This window comes from Pantoea sp. C8B4 (assembly GCF_051336905.1).
GTDB lineage: Bacteria > Pseudomonadota > Gammaproteobacteria > Enterobacterales > Enterobacteriaceae > Pantoea > Pantoea rwandensis_B.
The window spans coordinates 107,603-126,225 of record NZ_JBGMNK010000004.1 but is presented as its reverse complement, the minus strand read 5'-3'; the positions used below and the strand labels follow the sequence as shown (position 1 = coordinate 126,225).

Here is an 18,623-nt window from a genome sequence, read left to right as displayed (position 1 = left end):
TGGATAAAGTTTACTCGCTTTATGCTATGTAGCAAAGGTGTATAGCATGGTCATTCGGTAATCAATGCCGTTTTTTTACGCCGACTCAGCTTATCCATCATCAGAAACACCACCGGCGTGGTGTAGAGCGTGAGTAGCTGGCTCATCACCAATCCGCCTGCAATAGTGATCCCCAGCGGCTGGCGCAGTTCGGCACCATCGCCGCTGGTCAGCACCAGCGGCAGTGCACCAAACAGCGCGGCCAGCGTGGTCATTAGAATCGGGCGGAAGCGCAGCTGACACGCCATGAAGATCGCATCACGCGCGCTGAGATTGCCGTTGCGCTGTGCCTCCAGCGCGAAATCCACCATCATGATGGCATTCTTCTTCACGATGCCGATCAGCAGCAAAATGCCAATCAGCGCAATTAAACTGAACGGCGTATTAAACAGCTCCAGCGCCAGCAGCGCCCCCACGCCCGCCGAGGGCAAAGTCGAGAGGATGGTCAGCGGATGCACATAGCTCTCGTACAAAATCCCCAGCACGATATACACCGCGGCAATCGCTGCCAGCATCAGATACAGCTGATTGGATTGCGACTGCTCGAACACCTGCGCGGTGCCGGCAAAACTGCCGCGCACGCTGGAGGGCACACCGAGCGCCGTCATGGTGCGTTCAACCGCCTCTGAAGCCTGAGATAACGACACGCCTTCCGGCAGATTGAACGAAATGGTTGAGGCGGCAGACAAACCTTCATGGTTCACCGACAGTGGTGCATTGGCGGGCTGCCATTTGGCGAACCAGCTGAGCGGGATCGCTTTGCCATCATTGTTGATCACGAACATCTGATCCAGCGCACTGATATCCTGGGTGTAGCGCGGATCGACCTCCATCACCACCTTGTACTGGTTCAGCGGCTGATAAATGGTAGAGATCTGCCGTTGACCGAAAGCATTGTTCAACAGCGCGTTGGCGGTCGACACCTCAATGCCCAGTCGCGCCATACTTTCACGGTCGTAGGTCAGATCCATCTCACTGCCTTTGTCTTGCTGATCGGAGTTCACGTCTACCAACTCCGGCAACGCGGAAAATGCCTGACGAATTTTCGGCTCCCACTCACGCAGGTCGGCGAGATTATCCGACAGCAAGCTGTACTGATAGCTGGCATTGGATTCACGTCCACCGATGCGAATATCCTGCACCGCGTTGAGATACAGGTTGGCGCCCGGCTCTTTCGCCAGCTTGGTGCGCAGGCGCGCAATCACTTCCTGGGCGTTTTCACTGCGCTCCGACAGCGGCTTGAGTGAGACGAACATCGAACCGCTGTTGGTGCGCGAACCGCCGGTAAAGCCAGTGACGTTATCCACCGCCGGATCGGCCTTGATGATGTTCATAAAGTCCTGCAGCTTGCCGCGCATCGCCTGGAACGAAATGCTCTGATCCGCCGAGATAAAACCGTTCAGTCGTCCGGTGTCCTGCTCCGGCATAAAGGTTTTGGGGATCGAGATAAACAGATACACGGTCAGCCCAACGGTGGCGAGCAGCAGCATCAGTACCCAGATGGCGTGGTTCAGCACCCATCCCAACGAGCGCGCGTAGCCGTTTTGCACACTCAGCATCACTTTGGCAAAACCCCGCGTGCGCGGCTGGCTGCGCTTTTCCTGCGGTTTCAACAGGTAGGCGCACATCATTGGCGTCAGTGTGATGGAGATAAACAGTGAGATCAGGATCGCCACCGACAGCGTGATGGCAAATTCCGAGAAGAAGCGCCCAATAATGCCGCCCAGCATCAGCAGCGGCAGGAACACGGCAATCAGCGACAGACTCATCGACAGCACGGTAAAGCCCACTTCGCGCACGCCGGTTAGCGCCGCCTGTAGCGGTTTCATCCCTGCTTCGACGTGACGCGCGATATTTTCCAGCACCACAATCGCATCATCGACGACAAATCCGGTGGCGATGGTGAGTGCCATCAGCGACAGGTTGTTGAGGCTAAAACCGCACAGATACATGGCGGCGAAAGTACCAATCAGCGAAACCGGCACGGCGGCGGCAGGGATTAAGGTGGCGCGTCCATCCCGCAGGAAGACAAACACCACCAGAATCACCAGCGCAACCGCAATCATCAATGACTGCTCCACTTCCTGCAGCGAGGCGCGAATGGTGGGGGAACGGTCCTGCGCGATCTGTAAATCGATGGCGGCGGGGATCACTTCATGCAGTAGCGGCATCTCGCTGCGAATTCGATCGACGGTTTCAATGATGTTGGCATCCGGCGATTTGCGCACCACCAGCAGCACCGCCGGTTTGCCATTGGTCATCCCGGCGTTGCGCACGTCCTGCACCGAATCCTGCACGTTGGCGACATCGCTCAGGCGGACGGCTGCGCCATTGCTGTAATGCACCACCAGCGGCTGATATTCGCTGGCGGTTTGCAGTTCATCGTTGGTGCGTACCTGCCAGCGCTGCTGCACATCATCAATCGCCCCTTGCGGACGGCGCTGGTTGGCGTTGCTGATGGCGGTACGTACCGCATCCAGTGATACGCCCTGATTAAACAATGCCTGCGGGTTGAGATCGACGCGCACCGCAGGCAGCGAACTGCCGCCCACGGTCACATCACCGACACCCTGAATCTGCGACAGCTTCTGCGCCAGTTGCGTTGAAGCGTAATCATACAGCTGACCGGGATTATAAATGTCCGAGGTCAGCGTCAGGATCATGATCGGTGCATCTGACGGGTTCGCTTTGCGATAGGTCGGACGGCTCGGCATGCCGGTCGGCAGCAGGCTTTGTGCGGCGTTGATCGCGGCCTGCACGTCACGCGCTGCGCCGTTGATGTCGCGGTCAAAATCAAACACCAGAATCACGCGCGTGCTGCCGAGTGAACTGGTGGAGGTCATTTCACTGACACCGGCAATGCGCCCCAGCGAACGTTCCAGCGGCGTGGCGACCGAAGCCGCCATAGTTTCAGGCGACGCGCCGGGCAGCGAAGCGGTAATCACGATCACCGGGAAATCCAGCTGCGGCAGCGGGGCCACCGGCAGCAGGCGGAAACCGAGAATACCGGCCAGCGCAATCGCCAGCGTCAGCAGCGTGGTTGCCACTGGCCGATGGATAAACAGTGCGAAGAACTTCACGGCTGCGCCTCAGAACGCTTAAAGCGACGGCGCGTGGCGTGGGCCAGTCGGTCAAACAGCAGATAGATCACTGGCGTGGTAAACAACGTCAGGATTTGGCTGAGGATCAAGCCGCCGACCATGGCAATGCCTAAAGGATGGCGCAGTTCAGCGCCAACACCGGTGCTCAACATCAATGGCAAGGCACCGAGCAGTGCCGCCATGGTGGTCATTAGAATCGGACGGAAACGCAGTAAACAAGCCTGATAGATCGCGTCACGCGGTGCCATACCTTGCTCACGCTCGGCGGCCAGCGCAAAGTCGATCATCATGATGGCGTTTTTCTTCACGATACCAATCAGCAAGATAATGCCAATGATGGCGATAATATCCAGCTCATTGCCGCTCAGCATCAGCGCCAGCAGCGCGCCCACACCCGCTGTTGGCAGCGTGGAGAGAATGGTGATCGGATGGATAAAGCTCTCATACAGCACACCGAGCACGATATACATCGCCACCACCGCCGCGATAATCAGCCACACGGTACTGGTGAGCGCCGCTTCAAACGCCAGCGTGCTGCCCTGGAACTGCGTCATCATTTCGGCCGGCATGCCGACCTGATCTTCGGCTGCACTGATGGCTTTCACCGCTTCGCCCAGCGAATAGCCTTCGGCGACATCAAACGAGAAAGTGGCTGACGGGAATTGATCGAGGTGATTAATGCTCAACGCCGCATGACGCTCTTCGATCTGCGCGATGGCACTGAGCGGCACGCTGCCGCCATCGGTGCTGGTCAGCCGAATACCGTCGAGACTGGCCAGCCCCGGCGTTTGCTCATTGTTCTGCTCCAGTACCACGCGATACTGATTGGCCTGGGTATAAATGGTGGAGATCAATCGTTGACCGAAGGCGTTGTACAGCGCGTTATCGACATCCGCCATGGTGATACCGAGACGGCTGGCGCTGTCGCGATCGACGCGGATAAAGGCTTCCAGCCCCTGATCCTGCCAGTCGCTGCTGACGTCACGCAGCTGCGGCAAGCTATTGAGTTGTGCCAGCAGCTTCGGTACCCAGGTGCTGAGTGATTCCAGCGAGCCCGATTGCAGCGTGAACTGGTACGGCGTGCGGCTTGCCTGGGTTTCAATGGTCAAATCCTGCACGGGCTGCAGCCACAGTGAGACGCCAGGCACTTTATCAATCTCTTGCTGCAGGCGTTTCTGCACCGCGGGAATGCGGTCATCACGCTCACTCAGCGGTTTCAGGTTGATCTGCAAACGTGCGCTGTTCAGTGCTGCATTGGTACCATCGACGCCGACAAACGACGTCATGCTCTGCACCGCCGGATCTTTCATGATGATCGACGCCACATCGCGCGTGCGTTCCGCCATGCTGCTGTACGACACCGACTGCGGCGCCTGCAAGGTGCCCTGAATAATGCCGTTGTCCTGCTGCGGGAAAAAGCCTTTCGGGATGGCGATCCACATCAACACCGTCAGCAGCAGGGTGCCGAGCGCCACCGACAATGTGATCCATGGATGTTGCAATACGCGGGTTAGCCAGCGGCCATAACCGGCAATCACCCGATCAAACATCGCTTCACTGGCGCGGGAAAAACGGTTCTGTTTGCGCAACGATTCGGCGCTGAGCATGCGTGCACACATCATCGGCGTCAGCGTGAGCGATACCACGGCGGAGATCAGTATCGCCACCGCCAGCGTCACCGCAAACTCACGGAACAGGCGACCAATCACATCGCCCATAAACAGCAGCGGGATCAGCACCGCAATCAGCGAGAAGGTGAGGGAGATAATGGTGAAGCCGATTTCGCCCGCGCCTTTCAGCGCTGCCGTCATCGGCTTTTCGCCTTTTTCGATATAGCGCGAGATATTCTCGATCACTACGATGGCATCATCGACCACAAAGCCGGTGGCAATGGTGAGTGCCATTAGCGTCAGGTTATTGATCGAGAAGCCAAGAAAATACATCGCCGCAAACGTCCCGACCAGCGACAGCGGCACAGCCACGGCCGGGATGATGGTGGCAGGCACGTTACGCAGAAACAGATAGATGATCATCACCACCAGACCAATCGCCAGCATCAGCTCGTGCTGCGTATCCGCCACCGATGCACGGATATTGGTGGTGCGGTCGGTGAGCAGTTTCACGTCCACCGATTTGGGCAGCGTGGCGGTAAGGGAGGGCAGCAGCGTACGAATGCTGTCAGCGGTGGCAATGATATTGGCGCCCGGCTGGCGCTGTACGTTGAGCACAATTGCCTGCTGACGGTTAGCCCAGGCTCCGAGCCAGCTGTTCTCCGCACCTTGTTCAATGCTGGCGACATCGCCTAAGCGTACCGGCGCGCCGTTGTTATAGCTGATGATCAGCTTGCGGTAATCTTCGGCCGAGGTCATTTGGTCATTGGCCGCCAGCGTAATCGAGCGCGTTGGGCCATCCAGGCTACCTTTGGCGGAGTTGACGTTGGCGTTGGTAATCGCGGTGCGCACGGTTTCGCTGGTCAAACCTAATGCGGCCAGCGCCTGGGTATTCATTTTCACGCGTACGGCCGGGCGCTGTCCGCCGGATAGCGTCACCAGGCCTACACCTGTGACCTGCGAAATTTTCTGCGCCACGCGCGTTTCGACCATGTCCTGCACTTGCGTCAGCGGCATGCTGGTGGTGGTGACGGCGAGCGTCATGATCGGGGGATCGGCAGGATTGACCTTACTGTAGACCGGCGGGTTGGGCAGATCGCTGGGCAGCAGATTGGTGGCAGAGTTGATCGCCGCCTGTACTTCCTGCTCGGCAACATCCAAAGAGAGGGAAAGCTGGAACTGCAAGGTCACCACGGAGGCACCGCCGGAACTCTGCGAGGCCATCTGCTTCAGTCCTGACATCTGGCCGAACTGGCGCTCAAGCGGGGCGGTAATCGAGGACGTCACCACATCCGGGCTGGCGCCGGGATAGAGCGTGACCACCTGAATCGTCGGGTAATCCACTTCGGGCAGCGCCGATACCGGCAGAAAGCGGTAACCGAGCACGCCCGCCAGCAGAATGGCAATCATCAGCAGCGTGGTCGCCACCGGGCGCAGAATAAACAGGCGTGACGGGCCGCCACTGCTGTCTGGGGGCATCACCTGCATTATTGACGCTCTCCGCGCGCAGGCTGGGCGGCGCGCGTGCTGTGTGTGGCGGTACTTTGCGGTGATACCACTTCAACAGTGGCACCTTCGGTCAGACGGTCCAATCCGTCAGTGACCACGCGCTCACCGGCGTCGAGCCCGGCACTGATCACCACTTTCTGGCTGTCCTGCAAGCCCGCCGTCACGCGCTTCTTGCTCACTTTGTTTTCGCTGTTGACCACCCAGACAAAGTGGCCGTCGTTGCTCATTTGCAGCGCAGCCGTTGGGATAACCACCGCATCCTGCAGCGTGTCCACTTTCAGGCGCGCGTTGACGAACTGATTGGGGAACAGCGCATCATCCTGATTATCAAAGCGCGCTTTGAGTTTGATGGTGCCGGTGGTGGCATCAATCTGGTTATCGAGGCTGAGCAGCGTGCCGCTGGTGAGCAAGGTTTTGTTACTGCGATCCCAGGCTTCGACAATCAACGGCTGTCCACTTTTCTGTGCCTTGAGAATCTGGCTAATGTTGTTTTCGGCGACGCTGAACACCACGTCAATCGGATGGGTTTCGGTGATCACCACTAAGCCAGTGGTATCGCCAGAAGTGATGTAATTACCGACATCAACCTGCTTCAGCCCGACGCGACCGGCGATCGGCGCGGTAATGCGGCTGTAGGTAAGATTAAGCTGCGCGCTGGCGACGTTACCTTCATCGGCTTTAATCGTGCCCAGCGTTTCACTCACCAGCGAGCGTTGTGTGTCCAGTTCCTGCTGCGACACCAGTGAGGTTTTCGCCAGTTTTTCATAGCGACTAAGATCGCGACGTGCATTGGCGAGCGTGGCCTGATCTTTTGCCAGCTGTCCCTGGGCCTGAATTAACGCGACCTGATAAGGGCGGGGATCGATTTCGGCAAGCACTGCACCCGCGGCCACCTGCTGACCTTCCTGGAAATGTAAAGCCATCAGCTGGCCGTCAACGCGGCTGCGAACGGTAACGGTATTCGCGGCGGTCACGGTGCCGAGTCCGCTGAGATAGTAGGGCACGCTTTGCGTGGTTGCGGCAGCCGCCTGCACCGGTGCCAGAGGACGGCGATTGGCGCCGCCTGCGCCACGACCATGATGCTGTTGGCCCTCGGCTTGCGGCTGTTTACTCGGTTCCGCAGGATGCTGCCACCAGTAATATCCACCGGCCAGTGCGGCGACCGCGACGATCGTTATCAGGCTTGTTTTCAGTCGACTGTTCATCTGCTTGCGTGCTCTCCAGCGGTTTCGTATTCCCCAAATGCGAAAGCAAAATGGCTGTTTCGCAAACGAAATGATTGTAGTCGCCCGTACCGGGCAAAAATTGAAGGAATTAAGAATATCGCCCCTGAGGCGCTAAGTATTCATATTACGTAAACATTTTGGCAGGAAAACGCATAAGCGCAGCGATTTCCTTTGCTAAGCTCAAAGGCAGTCATGTCTCGTTTCAATAAGGAGAACAAAATGAGTCAACAGAAAACCCGTCAGCTTGGCGACAGTGGTATTCAGGTTCCGCTTCTCACTTTTGGCGGCAACGTTTTCGGCTGGACAGTCGACGAGAAAACCTCGTTCTCACTGCTCGACGCGCTGGTGGAAAAAGGGCTGTTCTTTATCGATACTGCGGACGTTTATTCGCGCTGGGCACCCGGTAATGAAGGGGGCGAGTCTGAAACTATCATTGGTAAATGGCTGAAAAAAAGCGGCAAGCGCGACAGTATCGTGCTGGCGACGAAAGTGGGGATGGAGCTGTCTCCGGAGAAAACCGGTCTAAAACCGGCTTACATCCGTCAGGCGGTGGAAGATTCGCTGCGTCGTTTGCAAACCGATGTGATCGATCTCTATCAGGCGCACCGCGACGACCAGGATACGCCGCTGGTTGAAACTCTCAAAGCCTTTGATTCGTTGATTAAAGAGGGCAAAGTGCGCGCGATTGGCGCCTCCAACTACAACGCAAAACGCCTGCAGGAAGCGCTGGATATCAGCAAGAAAGAGGGGCTGGCGCGCTATGAAACGCTGCAGCCAGAATACAATCTGTATGACCGCCAGGAGTATGAAAGCGGGCTGGAGCAGGTGGCGGTTAAAAATGGCCTCGGCGTGATTAACTACTACTCACTGGCCAGTGGCTTCCTGAGCGGCAAATACAAAAAGCCGGAAGACGCCAGCAAAAGTAAGCGCGGACAGGGCATCGTTGAGAAGTACCTGAATGAGCGCGGCAAGCGCATTGTTGAAGCGCTGGAAGATGTCGCGGCTTCGCATGATGCGTCAGCGACTCAGGTGGCTCTGGCGTGGCAGATTGCGCGCCCGAGCATCACCGCGCCGATTGTGAGTGCGACCTCGCTGGAACAGATTAATGAGCTGGTGAAAGCCACCGAATTAGAGCTGAGCAAGCAGGAAATCGAAGAACTGGCGAGCGCCAGTAAGCTGTAATCCTCACGGGACGCTGCGGCGTCCCGCTTTATTTTGTTTTTTTGCCATGCAAAAAATGCCATTTCTGTAAAAAAATATTCATTCATAGACCCTTGTCACAGTTGCGTTAATTAACTATCACCCTTCCAATCAGTGCGCACATATTTGCAAAAATTGACATAACGCCAGCACTATCCTCTGTTCGATCCTTTCCCGTCACATCACAAAAGAATAATGATCATGAACAGAAAAAAAGCAGTGCAGCATATGCCCCGTCTGGCAGCGGGCACCCTGATGTTTGCGATGTTGAGTACATCAGCAATGGCGGCTGATGCATTCAGCTATGACTCACCTTACATGTTTGGCGATTGGGGTGGTTCCCGAACGCAGCTGGAAAAAGACGGCATTAAATTCGACGTCAACTACACCATGGAGAGCGCCTCTAACCTCGGCGGCGGCGCGGATACCAACACATCCATGCGCTACAGCGATCAGTGGGCGTTTGGCGCCAACTTTGACCTGGAAAAACTGCTGAACTGGCAGGATGCAGAATTCCAGATGACCATCACCGACCGTAATGGCCAGAATATCTCCGATCAGGTCGCCGACCGTCGTACCGGTATGCTCTCTTCAGTGCAGGAAGTGTATGGTCGCGGGCAAACCTGGCGCCTGACACAGTTCTGGTTGCGTAAAGGGCTGTTCAACGATGTGGTGGATTTGAAAGCCGGTCGTGTCACCGTAGGTGAAGACTTCGATAACTTCGACAGTAAGTTCCAGAACCTTGCTTTTGGTAGTGGTCAGGCGGGTAACTGGCGTGGCGATCGCTGGTTCAACTGGCCTGTCTCCCAATGGGGCGGCCGTGTGAAATTCAACATCACACCGGAAGTGTTCTTCCAGGTCGGCTTCTATAACCAGAACAGCTCGAACTACGATCGCGGCGATGGCTTCCGTCTGGATACCAGCAACTCTGAAGGCAACATGGTGCCGGTGGAACTGGGCTGGAAACCGACTTTCGGTGCCGACAAACTGCCGGGTAACTACCGTATCGGGTATTACTACTCGTCTGCCAACAGCGATAACTACGGCAGTTGGCGCGATGGGGCTTATCAGAGCCAGGATCACGCCTACGGCGGTTATGTGCTGTTGCAACAGCAATTGACAGCGCAAGGCGGGGACGCCAGCCGTGGTTTGGGCGTGACGGTGCAGGCGGTGATGAACGACCACAAAACGTCGAAAACCGACAATTACCAGTCCATCAGTTTCACCTGGAAAGGGCCGTTTGATGCGCGTCCACAGGATGAAATCGGTGTCGGTGCGGCGCGTATTCACGTTAACAGCGCCTATACCCGTTCGCTGCGTGAGCAGAACAACGCTAACGGCGAAACTGACTTCAACAGCCCGACCTATCTGCCGATTCAGGATGGCTCGGAATATAACTATGAGATCTATTACAACGCTCAGCTGACCAAATGGCTGCAGCTGCGTCCGAACCTGCAGTATGTGGTGGCGCCGGGTGCAGTGAGCGAAGTGAAAGATGCGTTTGTCGGTGGCATCGCGGCGAATATCAACTTCTGATTCGCGGATGCCCATGAAAATGGCGGCCAGATGGGCCGCCATTTTTTTGTCGCTTACCCATAGCGTCACAACGCCATTCGCCTCTGCCGGCGAGTCAGTGACTTCAGCGGTAAGCGATGGAGCAGGTCGCGGTAGCGATTAACGGAACATCACTTCTGCCCAGCGCGCCAGACCGGCGGTGACCGAGCCAAAGTCATCGCCACCGGCAATCGGTGTGTCCGGCAATGCTTGCTGCAATGCCGCACGCAGCACCGGTGAACGTGCGCTGCCGCCGGTCAGGTAAATCACTTCCGGCTTGGTTTCACAGGTGGCGAGTGCCAGATGCACTTGCTCCAGGATACGCTCCAGTGGCTGGTTGATGGCTTCTTCCAGCTGGGCGGCACTGATTTCAGCCTGCAATGACTGGGCGATAAACGCCAGTGACGCTTCGGTCTCCGGCAACTCGGACAGCGCGATTTTGCTCTCTTCAGCGGCACGCACCAGACGATAGCTTAGCTTCTGTTGCCACACTTTCATCAGGTGCGCCACTTTATCGCCCTGCTCGGCATCGCGAATCAAATCGCGCAGCAGTTTACCGCTCGCGGCAGAGTAGAAGTCGCTTTGCGCCGGAACATCGTTAATCGCCACCGCATTCCACCACGGCAGTGCGGGCAGGGCGGTGCCTTTTTGCGTGTTACCACCGAGACCCAGCAGAGGCATCAGGGTTTTGAACGCGAGGATAATGTCGAGATCGTTACCGCCCACGCGGCAACCACTGTGGCCCAGCAAACTTTCACGACGGTCGGTTTTATTGCGCCACTCTGGGCCCATCAACAGCATCGAGCAGTCGGTCGTACCGCCGCCGATATCCACCACCAGCACACGCGTCTCTTTCTCCAGCGTGGCTTCAAAGTCCAGCCCGGCGGCAACCGGTTCAAACTGAAATTCCACGTCGCGGAAACCCGCACGCTTCGCCGCACGCAGCAGAATACCCTGCGCCTGCTGGTTTGCCTCTTCGCCGCCCAGGCCCTGGAAGTTGATCGGGCGGCCGATCACGGCTTGCTCAATCGCACGGTCTAGTTGGGTTTCGCCCTGTTGGCGAATGTGCAGCATCATGGCGCACACCAGATCTTCGAAGAAGGCAATTTGCTGTGGTTTAAGGCCGTTGGCGCCAAGGAAAGATTTCGGTGATTTCACGAACCACACTTCTTCCGGATCCACCATATAGTGTTGCAGCGCGGTCAGGCCGAACTGCACGCTTGCCGCGGTCACTTCGATATCTTCTTCGCGGTTATAGCGCAGGGCACGCTGGAGCAGCGCGGTACCCTCGGTGTCCGGTGTTGGCACCTGATGGTGGCGGTGCAGCCATTCGCTGATCGCTTCACGCGTGGGTGCACAAATCATGGAGGGAAGCAGGCGCTGACCCTTCTCCAGTGTCAGCAGGCGCGGTGTACCGTTATCGCTGACCGCGATAGAACAGTTGGCCGTGCCGTAATCGAATCCAATGAACATTTTATCCCCCATGCCAGAAAAAAGGGGGCGACTTTAGCGCAGCCAGCGCGGGCTGGCAATGATCACATTTGTACTTCCTGATAAACGTGATATTGACCACGGCCCGCATGTTTCGCGCTGTAGCAGGCGACATCTGCCTGTGACATCACCACATTGCGGATGCAGTTTTGCTGATCAATCTGCGTGATCCCGGCGCTGGCGCCCACATGATAAGGATGATCGTGCCACAGGAAGGTGTATTCGTTGACTGAGGTGACAATGCGCTGAACCACATCGCGCACCTGGTCAACGTGACTGTTCGGCAGCAGCACGCCAAATTCATCGCCGCCCAAACGCGCCAGCATATCGCTGCTGCGCAGATGTTTTTGCATCAACTCCGCCAGTTCACGCAGCAGGGCGTCGCCTGCCGCATGACCAGCGTTGTCATTCACCGCTTTGAATTTATCCAGATCGATAAACACCAGCACATGCTGAGTGTTGTTAGCCGCGGCATCGTTCACCACGCGTTTGAGTTGCTGTTCAAAGCTATGGCGATTCGGTAGCCGCGTCAGCATATCGTGCGAAGCACTGTAGCTGAGGCGTTTCATCATTTTGCGTGATTCACTGACATCCTGAATAACCATCACCGCACCGATGCTGGCGCCGGTAAGGGTTTTCAAGGGGGTAATGCTGTAGTGAATTTCCACCTGCACACCCTCTGGCGTATGCAGCACCAGCTCTTCTTCCAGATCGGGTGAGGTTTTTATGCCTGGCAAGTTACACAGCAGCAAATTCTCTACGCGCGGACCGTTAGCACCGCGCGTGATATTTAACAGCTCGCTTAACGCCACTCCCGCCGCTTTTTCCTGCGGCCAGCCGCTCAGTGTTTCGGCCACCGGGTTCATAAAGGTCACGCGCATCTCATCGTCGGTACTGATCACCGCTTCGCCAATCGAATCGAGGGTGATCGCCATCCGCTCTTTTTCCTGGAACAGCGCTTCGTTGAGCGCGCGCAGTGGCGTAATGTCCTGACAGATGCCGAGCATGCGCTCGATTTGACCATCCTGACTGAGAATACGGTTTGCCTCGGTGCGCACATAGCGCGGGCCGCCGGGCAGATTGACACGATATTCCAGGTGGAAAGCGCTGCGCCGTTCGATCGCCTGCTGCACGGTCAGCGCGGCGTTTTCACGTTCGGCGGGATCCAACAGATGCAGCCACACGTCATAGGTGGGCACCTGATGGGGTCCGAGCGCGAACAGTTCATACATGCGTTTATCCCACAGCATCTCACCGCTCAGCAGGTTCCACTCCCACACGCCGATACCGCCCGCCTCGTTAGCCAGCGTGATGCGTTCCATCAGGCGGCGATTCACCTGTTCACTCTGTTTGAGTTCAGAAATATCGACTATCTGCGCAATAAAATAGAGCGGCTGGTATCCAGCATCGCGCACCATGGAAACCGTCAGGCGCGCCCAGACGATTTCGCCATCTTTGCGGAAATAGCGCTTCTCCATGGTGTAAGTCATGATGTCACCCGCCACCAGACGTTCCAGCTGTTGCAGGTCGCTGTTGAGATCGTCGGGATGGGTAATCTGCTGGAAAGTGAGTTTTTTCAGTTCGTCAGCCGGAAAGCCCAGCGTGTGGCACAGCGACTGATTGACCTGCTGCCAGCCACCGTTGGGCGACACCAGCGCCATGCCAATCGCCGAGTACTCCATTGCATTACGGAAGCGGGTTTCACTCTCGCTGATATGATGCTTTTCGCGCTGGAACGCATCCATCACCAGCGCCATGACATGGCTGGGAAGGAGCACTAACAAGAACGGCAGCCAGGTGCTGACCTGGCCGAGCAACAAGCCGTTTTGCGCCAGATTAACAAAGTTAAACGCCAGCAGAATCGAGATGAAACTCGCATTCAGGAAGAACAGCACAAAGGCTTCGAATTTCGGTAGCCGCACGGCGCACCAAAACAGGATCACCACGATAAAAGTGAACGGCCACGGCAGAAATCGCAGCGATAAGTAACTGGCGAGCAGGGTGACGATCAGGGTCAACAGGGTTTCCAGCTGATGGCCGGGGCTGATTAATTGGCGCAGTGGCTTATTGGGCCACAGTAACAGCACGGGTCCAAATGCCAGTACGCCGATCACCTCGGAGATCACCCATGTCGAAAAGAAGGGCAGAGACGCGCGATGCCCCACATGCAGCATCCACACTGCCACCACACCGCCAATCAGGGGGGCAATCAAACCGGCGCAAACGGCGAAACGCACCCAGTCGAGTAGCGAGTTAAGGGGATTTCTGCGGTCAAGCAGCGCGCGCAACATCAGGCCGCCCAGAATGGCCTGTACCATATTCAGAATGGAAAACTTTATGTTGCTCAGCGCCGGGCCAATAACGATTAAGTTGGCCAGCGTGGTGCCGATGACACAGCTTAGCAGCAACAGCGGCACATGTTTTGAGGGGGCGCGGAACACCACCACCGTCATCAGGGCGGTGGAGTACCAAAGCGGGGAAATACGTCCGCTGACCACAATCAGTTCGAGACAAAATAGCGTCAATAAAAAGGCCAATGCACCCAGAAACAGTGCGTTGAGCCATTTTCTTTGCGGTCTATCCTGTGAGGTTAATATTTCCAGGGTCATGCACGAATCCAGCAGCGCGCATTCGTTACACGTCGAAAAATGCGCCAATCATTCTCTGTTTTGCATGCTAGCACATCTGCATAAGATGTCTGCGCAGAATCTAGTTTAGCCCTGATTCAATGAAAGTTTTGGCCCTGACAGAAAAAAGATTAATCGCGAAACAGATCGGCGCGCGTATAGGGTTTTTCTAATCCGGCGAGATGGGCGGAAAAACGTTCAAGAAATTGCTGCGTGGTGGCAACGCGGCCATGACTCATCAACACCAGCGGTACCAGCAGGGCGACACACACTTGTGCCAGGCTGAAGCCCTTCAGGGCGGTGCGGCGCTGTGTCAGCAGGAATGCACTGCTCAGCGTAAAGCCCAGCATCAGGCCGGTGAGCACTTCACTGAAGGAGTGCGCGTGGATCACAAGGCGTGACAGGCCGACCATCATCGGGATCAGATAGCCAATACCGATGGTGAATGCGCGCCAGAAGATGGGGAAGCGGCCCGAAACCAGCCACATCATCACCGGCCAAAGCGTCGCTGACATGGCGCTGTGGCCGCTGAATCCGGTGAAGTTAAATCTGGCGCTGCCAATGCCAAACCCGAGAAACAGGATTTTAGACAGGCTAACCAGCAGGCCCGCCAGGCCAAACGCGAGCAGCCAATACCAGACAGTCTGGCGGTTGTCGCTTTTCCACGGCAACACCAGCGCGATAATCACGGCGGTCGGGATCAGCAACATGCTGTCACCAAAATAGGTCAGGGTTTTCCAACTCATATTTTTCCTTGGGCTTTATTGAGTCAACCTGGGTGGTACACCACTCAGGCAGGAGAACAGTGTATCGATTAAGCATCTGGCTGCAAAAGGGGATATTCTGAAAAGCGGCGGGCCCATTTCTCTGGCATCAAACAGGTGAAATACCTATAATTGCCGCCAACTAACCCTCTCAATCGGCCCATTGCGGTTTCGGCTTCAATTGGCTCCAGTTATCAGGTCTTAAAAAAGTATGACTGACAAGTCTCATCAGTGCGTGATCGTTGGCATCGCAGGTGCATCCGCATCCGGAAAAAGTCTTATCGCCAGCACGCTCTATCGTGAAATCCGTGACCAGGTCGGTGACGAGCATATCGGTGTGATCCCCGAAGATGCCTACTACAAAGATCAGAGCCACCTCACCATGGAAGAGAGGGTGAAAACCAACTATGACCATCCCAGCGCCATGGACCACGATCTGCTGTTGCAGCATCTGCGCGCGTTAAAGGCGGGTCAGGATATTGAGTTACCGGTTTACAGCTACGTTGAACACACGCGCACCAGTGACTGTATTCATCTTAAGCCGAAAAAAGTGATCATCCTTGAGGGCATTCTGCTGCTGACCGATGCGCGTCTGCGTCAGGAGATGAACTTCTCCATCTTCGTGGATACTCCGCTGGATATCTGTCTGATGCGTCGCATGAAGCGCGATGTGAATGAGCGTGGTCGTTCGATGGATTCGGTGATGAGCCAGTATCAAAAGACCGTGCGTCCAATGTTCCTGCAGTTTATTGAGCCATCCAAACAATACGCTGACATTATCGTGCCGCGTGGCGGGAAGAACCGGATCGCCATCGATATTCTCAAAGCCAAGATTAACCAATATCTTTGAAATTACTGCGTCCGGATGGACGTGACGCGTGAAGGTTGTCACAACAGTGGCGACCTTTCGCTACACTTAAAGCATGGAGACTCTGCGATGAGATTATGCGATCGCGACATTGAAGCCTGGCTCGACAACGGTAAACTGGCGATTGACCCGCGCCCACCGGTTGAGCGCATTAATGGCGCTACCGTGGATGTGCGCCTCGGCAACCAGTTCCGCACTTTCAGTGGTCACACTGCACCGTTTATTGATTTGAGTGGCCCAAAACACGAAGTCAGCGCCGCACTGGATCGCGTCATGAGCGATGAGATTGTGCTGCCGGAAGGGGAAGCGTTCTTCCTGCATCCGGGTGAGTTAGCGCTGGCAGTGACGCTGGAATCGGTCACGATTCCGGATGATCTGGTGGGTTGGCTCGATGGCCGCTCATCGCTGGCGCGTCTGGGCTTGATGGTGCACGTGACGGCACACCGTATCGATCCAGGCTGGCAGGGCCGCATCGTGCTGGAATTCTACAACTCCGGTAAGCTGCCGCTGGCGCTGCGCCCGGGCATGCTGATTGGCGCATTGAGCTTCGAGCCATTGTCTGGCCCGGCAGCACGCCCCTATAACCGCCGCGAAGATGCAAAATATCGTGGTCAGCAGGGTGCCGATGCCAGCCGTATCGACAAAGACTGATGTTCGCCTAATGATTCAACGTGCGGCAAAGCGGTAAGAGGGTGAATCCCCGGTAGCTGGCATCAGTGTGTGACTGGGGTAAATGAACGCAGCCAACGCCGCTGCAGCATGAAGAATGACGGTGATGAGGGATTATGAGAAGAGTGATAACGACGCTGGCCATCCTGTTAGTGGTGGTCGTGGCGGGCATGACGGCACTGGTGTTGCTGGTCAATCCCAACGACTTTCGTACCTATATGGTACAGCAGGTAGAACAGCGCAGTGGTTATCAACTTGAAGTCAGCGGTGGCCTGCGCTGGCACGTCTGGCCGCAGCTCAGTATTCTCGCCGGGCGCATGAGCCTGACCGCACCTGGCGCCAGTCAGCCGATGGTCACCGCAGAAAATATGCGTCTGGATGTCAACCTCTGGCCGCTACTTTCGCATCAGCTGAGTGTCAGCCAGGTGATGCTGAAAAATGCCGTGATTCGCGTCACGCCTGACAGCGCCGCCCAGAAACCGAGCGGTTCACCGGTGGCACCCACGGACGCGGAGCCGGTGGTAACGCGTACCAATGGTTGGTCATTCGATATTGCTAAACTGCGCCTTGCCGATAGTCTGCTGATCTGGCAGCAACCCGGCGGCGACGAATACAACTTCCGTAATCTCAATCTCAGCCTCGATCAGGATGCCAGCAAAACCGCCAGCATCGAACTCGCCACGCGCATTTCACGCAATCAGCGTAATGTGAGCGTCAACCTGAAAGGGCAGATGAATGTGGCGCAGTATCCACATCGGCTGGTGGGGCAGATAGAGGAGATGGATTACACGCTGGATGGCGCTAACCTCCCGCCGCAGGGCATCAAAGGGGCGCTGAGCGGGCAGGGCGAGTGGAATGCCGATAAACAGCAATTCGCGTTGCAAAAGATGCAGTTGACGGCCAACGACAGTACGCTGGATGGCAGTGCCGAAGGGCGTTTAATGTTGCCGCAGCAGCTCAATCTGGCTTTACACGCCACGACGTTGAATCTTGATAATCTGATGGCCAGCGCGCCCGCCAGCGACAACAGCACCCCGCAGCATGCCAGCGTGACGCGCACGCCCGTGATCGCTGAACCACGCACGCGTACCAACGCTGACTCGCCGTTGAATCTGATGGATTTAACGCTGAGCCTGAATGCGGATTCCAGCGTGTGGCGCGGATTGACGTTGAGCAATCTGCAGATCGATGCCAGCAATCAGGAAGGGTTAATGACCCTGAACAAACTGCAGGGGAAAATCGGCGATGGGCACTTCTCGATTCCGGGCAGCATTGATATCCGCCAGCCGGCGACAAAAGTCGCCTTGCAGCCGGAAATTGAAAACATCGCCATTGCACCATTAATGAAAGCGCTGGAACTACCGGAGAGTTTGCAGGGCACGGTCTCTCTGAAAGGCGATCTCAGCGGCACGGGCCTGAGCGTGGATGAAGCGAAGCGTAACTGGCAGGGTAACGCCGAGCTGGAGGCCACCAACCTGCAACTCGCCCAGCTTAATCTGCAACAGATGGTGCGCCGTGCTGTGGCGCGCGTGAGTAATAGCGTAACCAATGATGAGCCTGATGATCAGGGGATCCAGCAGCTGAGCGGTCGTATTAGCCTGAATCAGGGCAAGGTTGTCATGCCAGATCTGCAGGGTGGCAGTAGCCGCCTGGCAGTGCAGACCAAAGGCACGGTTGATGTGGTGAACCAGCAACTCGACGTCACCTTCAATATGATGCTGCGCGGCTGGAAAGGTGACGCTAAGTTAGCGAGTCTGCTCAACGGCCAGTCGATTCCACTGCGGATGTACGGTGGCTGGGACAACTTGCAGTACTCACTACCGGTTGATGATGTGGTGCGCCAGCAGTTGCAGAGCGAAGCGAAGTCGCGCCTGAACGAGTGGCTGGATCGCCAAAAGCCTGCGGTGCAACAACATTAATCTACCTGTGATGCCGTTATGCCTGACTTGATTGGGCATAACGGCG

Annotated in this window: 11 protein-coding genes; 5 read left to right on the top strand and 6 right to left on the bottom strand. The window is 56.5% G+C overall.

The features are described from left to right. Window positions 1-50: 50 nt before the first annotated feature. From mdtC to ACCW76_RS06885, 3 genes are read right to left on the bottom strand one after another with little or no spacing between them, the layout of a single operon-like run. Window positions 51-3,119: a multidrug efflux RND transporter permease subunit MdtC gene (gene mdtC / locus ACCW76_RS06895; protein WP_436338122.1), complete on the bottom strand. Its 3,069-nt coding sequence runs from the start codon at window positions 3,117-3,119 to the stop codon at window positions 51-53. Beyond that, a complete protein-coding gene (locus ACCW76_RS06890) occupies window positions 3,116-6,238 on the bottom strand; it encodes an MdtB/MuxB family multidrug efflux RND transporter permease subunit (RefSeq protein WP_436338121.1) in 3,123 nt (1,040 codons plus the stop codon). The genes mdtC and ACCW76_RS06890 overlap by 4 nt, the downstream gene beginning before the upstream one ends. Further along, window positions 6,238-7,464, bottom strand: coding sequence for an MdtA/MuxA family multidrug efflux RND transporter periplasmic adaptor subunit (locus tag ACCW76_RS06885; RefSeq protein WP_436338120.1), 1,227 nt, complete (start codon window positions 7,462-7,464; stop codon window positions 6,238-6,240). Before ACCW76_RS06885 ends, ACCW76_RS06890 begins: the two co-directional genes overlap by 1 nt. A 240-nt stretch (window positions 7,465-7,704) precedes the next feature. Between ACCW76_RS06885 and ACCW76_RS06880 the strand changes: the two genes are divergently transcribed. Both ACCW76_RS06880 and ACCW76_RS06875 read left to right on the top strand, forming a co-directional pair. After that, a complete protein-coding gene (locus tag ACCW76_RS06880) occupies window positions 7,705-8,667 on the top strand; it encodes an aldo/keto reductase (RefSeq protein WP_436338119.1) in 963 nt (320 codons plus the stop codon). 213 nt (window positions 8,668-8,880) lie between these two features. Then, window positions 8,881-10,221 (top strand): carbohydrate porin, encoded by a 1,341-nt coding sequence (locus tag ACCW76_RS06875; RefSeq protein ID WP_436338118.1) that lies wholly within the window; start codon window positions 8,881-8,883, stop codon window positions 10,219-10,221. 138 nt (window positions 10,222-10,359) lie between these two features. Here ACCW76_RS06875 and yegD read toward each other — a convergent pair whose 3' ends face one another. From yegD to ACCW76_RS06860, 3 genes are all read right to left on the bottom strand, one after another. Then, window positions 10,360-11,712 carry a molecular chaperone gene (gene yegD, locus ACCW76_RS06870; protein WP_436338116.1) on the bottom strand — a complete coding sequence of 451 codons (1,353 nt, stop codon included), beginning with the start codon at window positions 11,710-11,712 and terminating at the stop codon, window positions 10,360-10,362. A 62-nt stretch (window positions 11,713-11,774) separates the two neighbouring features. After that, window positions 11,775-14,339, bottom strand: coding sequence for a diguanylate cyclase (locus ACCW76_RS06865; RefSeq protein WP_436338115.1), 2,565 nt, complete (start codon window positions 14,337-14,339; stop codon window positions 11,775-11,777). Between the two features lie 149 nt (window positions 14,340-14,488). Beyond that, window positions 14,489-15,103 (bottom strand): phosphatase PAP2 family protein, encoded by a 615-nt coding sequence (locus ACCW76_RS06860; protein ID WP_436338114.1) that lies wholly within the window; start codon window positions 15,101-15,103, stop codon window positions 14,489-14,491. A gap of 229 nt (window positions 15,104-15,332) precedes the next feature. Between ACCW76_RS06860 and udk the strand changes: the two genes are divergently transcribed. From udk to asmA, 3 genes are all read left to right on the top strand, one after another. Further along, the gene (udk, locus tag ACCW76_RS06855) at window positions 15,333-15,971 is read left to right on the top strand and encodes a uridine kinase (RefSeq protein ID WP_034824830.1); all 639 of its coding nucleotides are present in this window, start codon (window positions 15,333-15,335) and stop codon (window positions 15,969-15,971) included. Between the two features lie 87 nt (window positions 15,972-16,058). Further along, window positions 16,059-16,640, top strand: a complete 582-nt coding sequence (dcd, locus tag ACCW76_RS06850; RefSeq protein ID WP_034824828.1) for a dCTP deaminase — start codon at window positions 16,059-16,061, stop codon at window positions 16,638-16,640. Window positions 16,641-16,774: 134 nt separating this feature from the next. Continuing rightward, entirely contained in the window at window positions 16,775-18,577 is a 1,803-nt protein-coding gene (asmA, locus tag ACCW76_RS06845) for an outer membrane assembly protein AsmA (protein WP_436338113.1), read from the top strand. Window positions 18,578-18,623: the final 46 nt, after the last annotated feature.

Coding starts and splice junctions, on each gene's coding strand:
- asmA (WP_436338113.1), top strand. CDS start 16,775: ATGAGAAGAGTGATAACGACGCTGGCCATCCTGTTAGTGGTGGTCGTG.
- ACCW76_RS06875 (WP_436338118.1), top strand. CDS start 8,881: ATGATCATGAACAGAAAAAAAGCAGTGCAGCATATGCCCCGTCTGGCA.
- udk (WP_034824830.1), top strand. CDS start 15,333: ATGACTGACAAGTCTCATCAGTGCGTGATCGTTGGCATCGCAGGTGCA.
- ACCW76_RS06860 (WP_436338114.1), bottom strand. CDS start 15,103: ATGAGTTGGAAAACCCTGACCTATTTTGGTGACAGCATGTTGCTGATC.
- yegD (WP_436338116.1), bottom strand. CDS start 11,712: ATGTTCATTGGATTCGATTACGGCACGGCCAACTGTTCTATCGCGGTC.
- ACCW76_RS06890 (WP_436338121.1), bottom strand. CDS start 6,238: ATGCAGGTGATGCCCCCAGACAGCAGTGGCGGCCCGTCACGCCTGTTT.
- ACCW76_RS06865 (WP_436338115.1), bottom strand. CDS start 14,339: ATGACCCTGGAAATATTAACCTCACAGGATAGACCGCAAAGAAAATGG.
- ACCW76_RS06885 (WP_436338120.1), bottom strand. CDS start 7,464: ATGAACAGTCGACTGAAAACAAGCCTGATAACGATCGTCGCGGTCGCC.
- dcd (WP_034824828.1), top strand. CDS start 16,059: ATGAGATTATGCGATCGCGACATTGAAGCCTGGCTCGACAACGGTAAA.
- ACCW76_RS06880 (WP_436338119.1), top strand. CDS start 7,705: ATGAGTCAACAGAAAACCCGTCAGCTTGGCGACAGTGGTATTCAGGTT.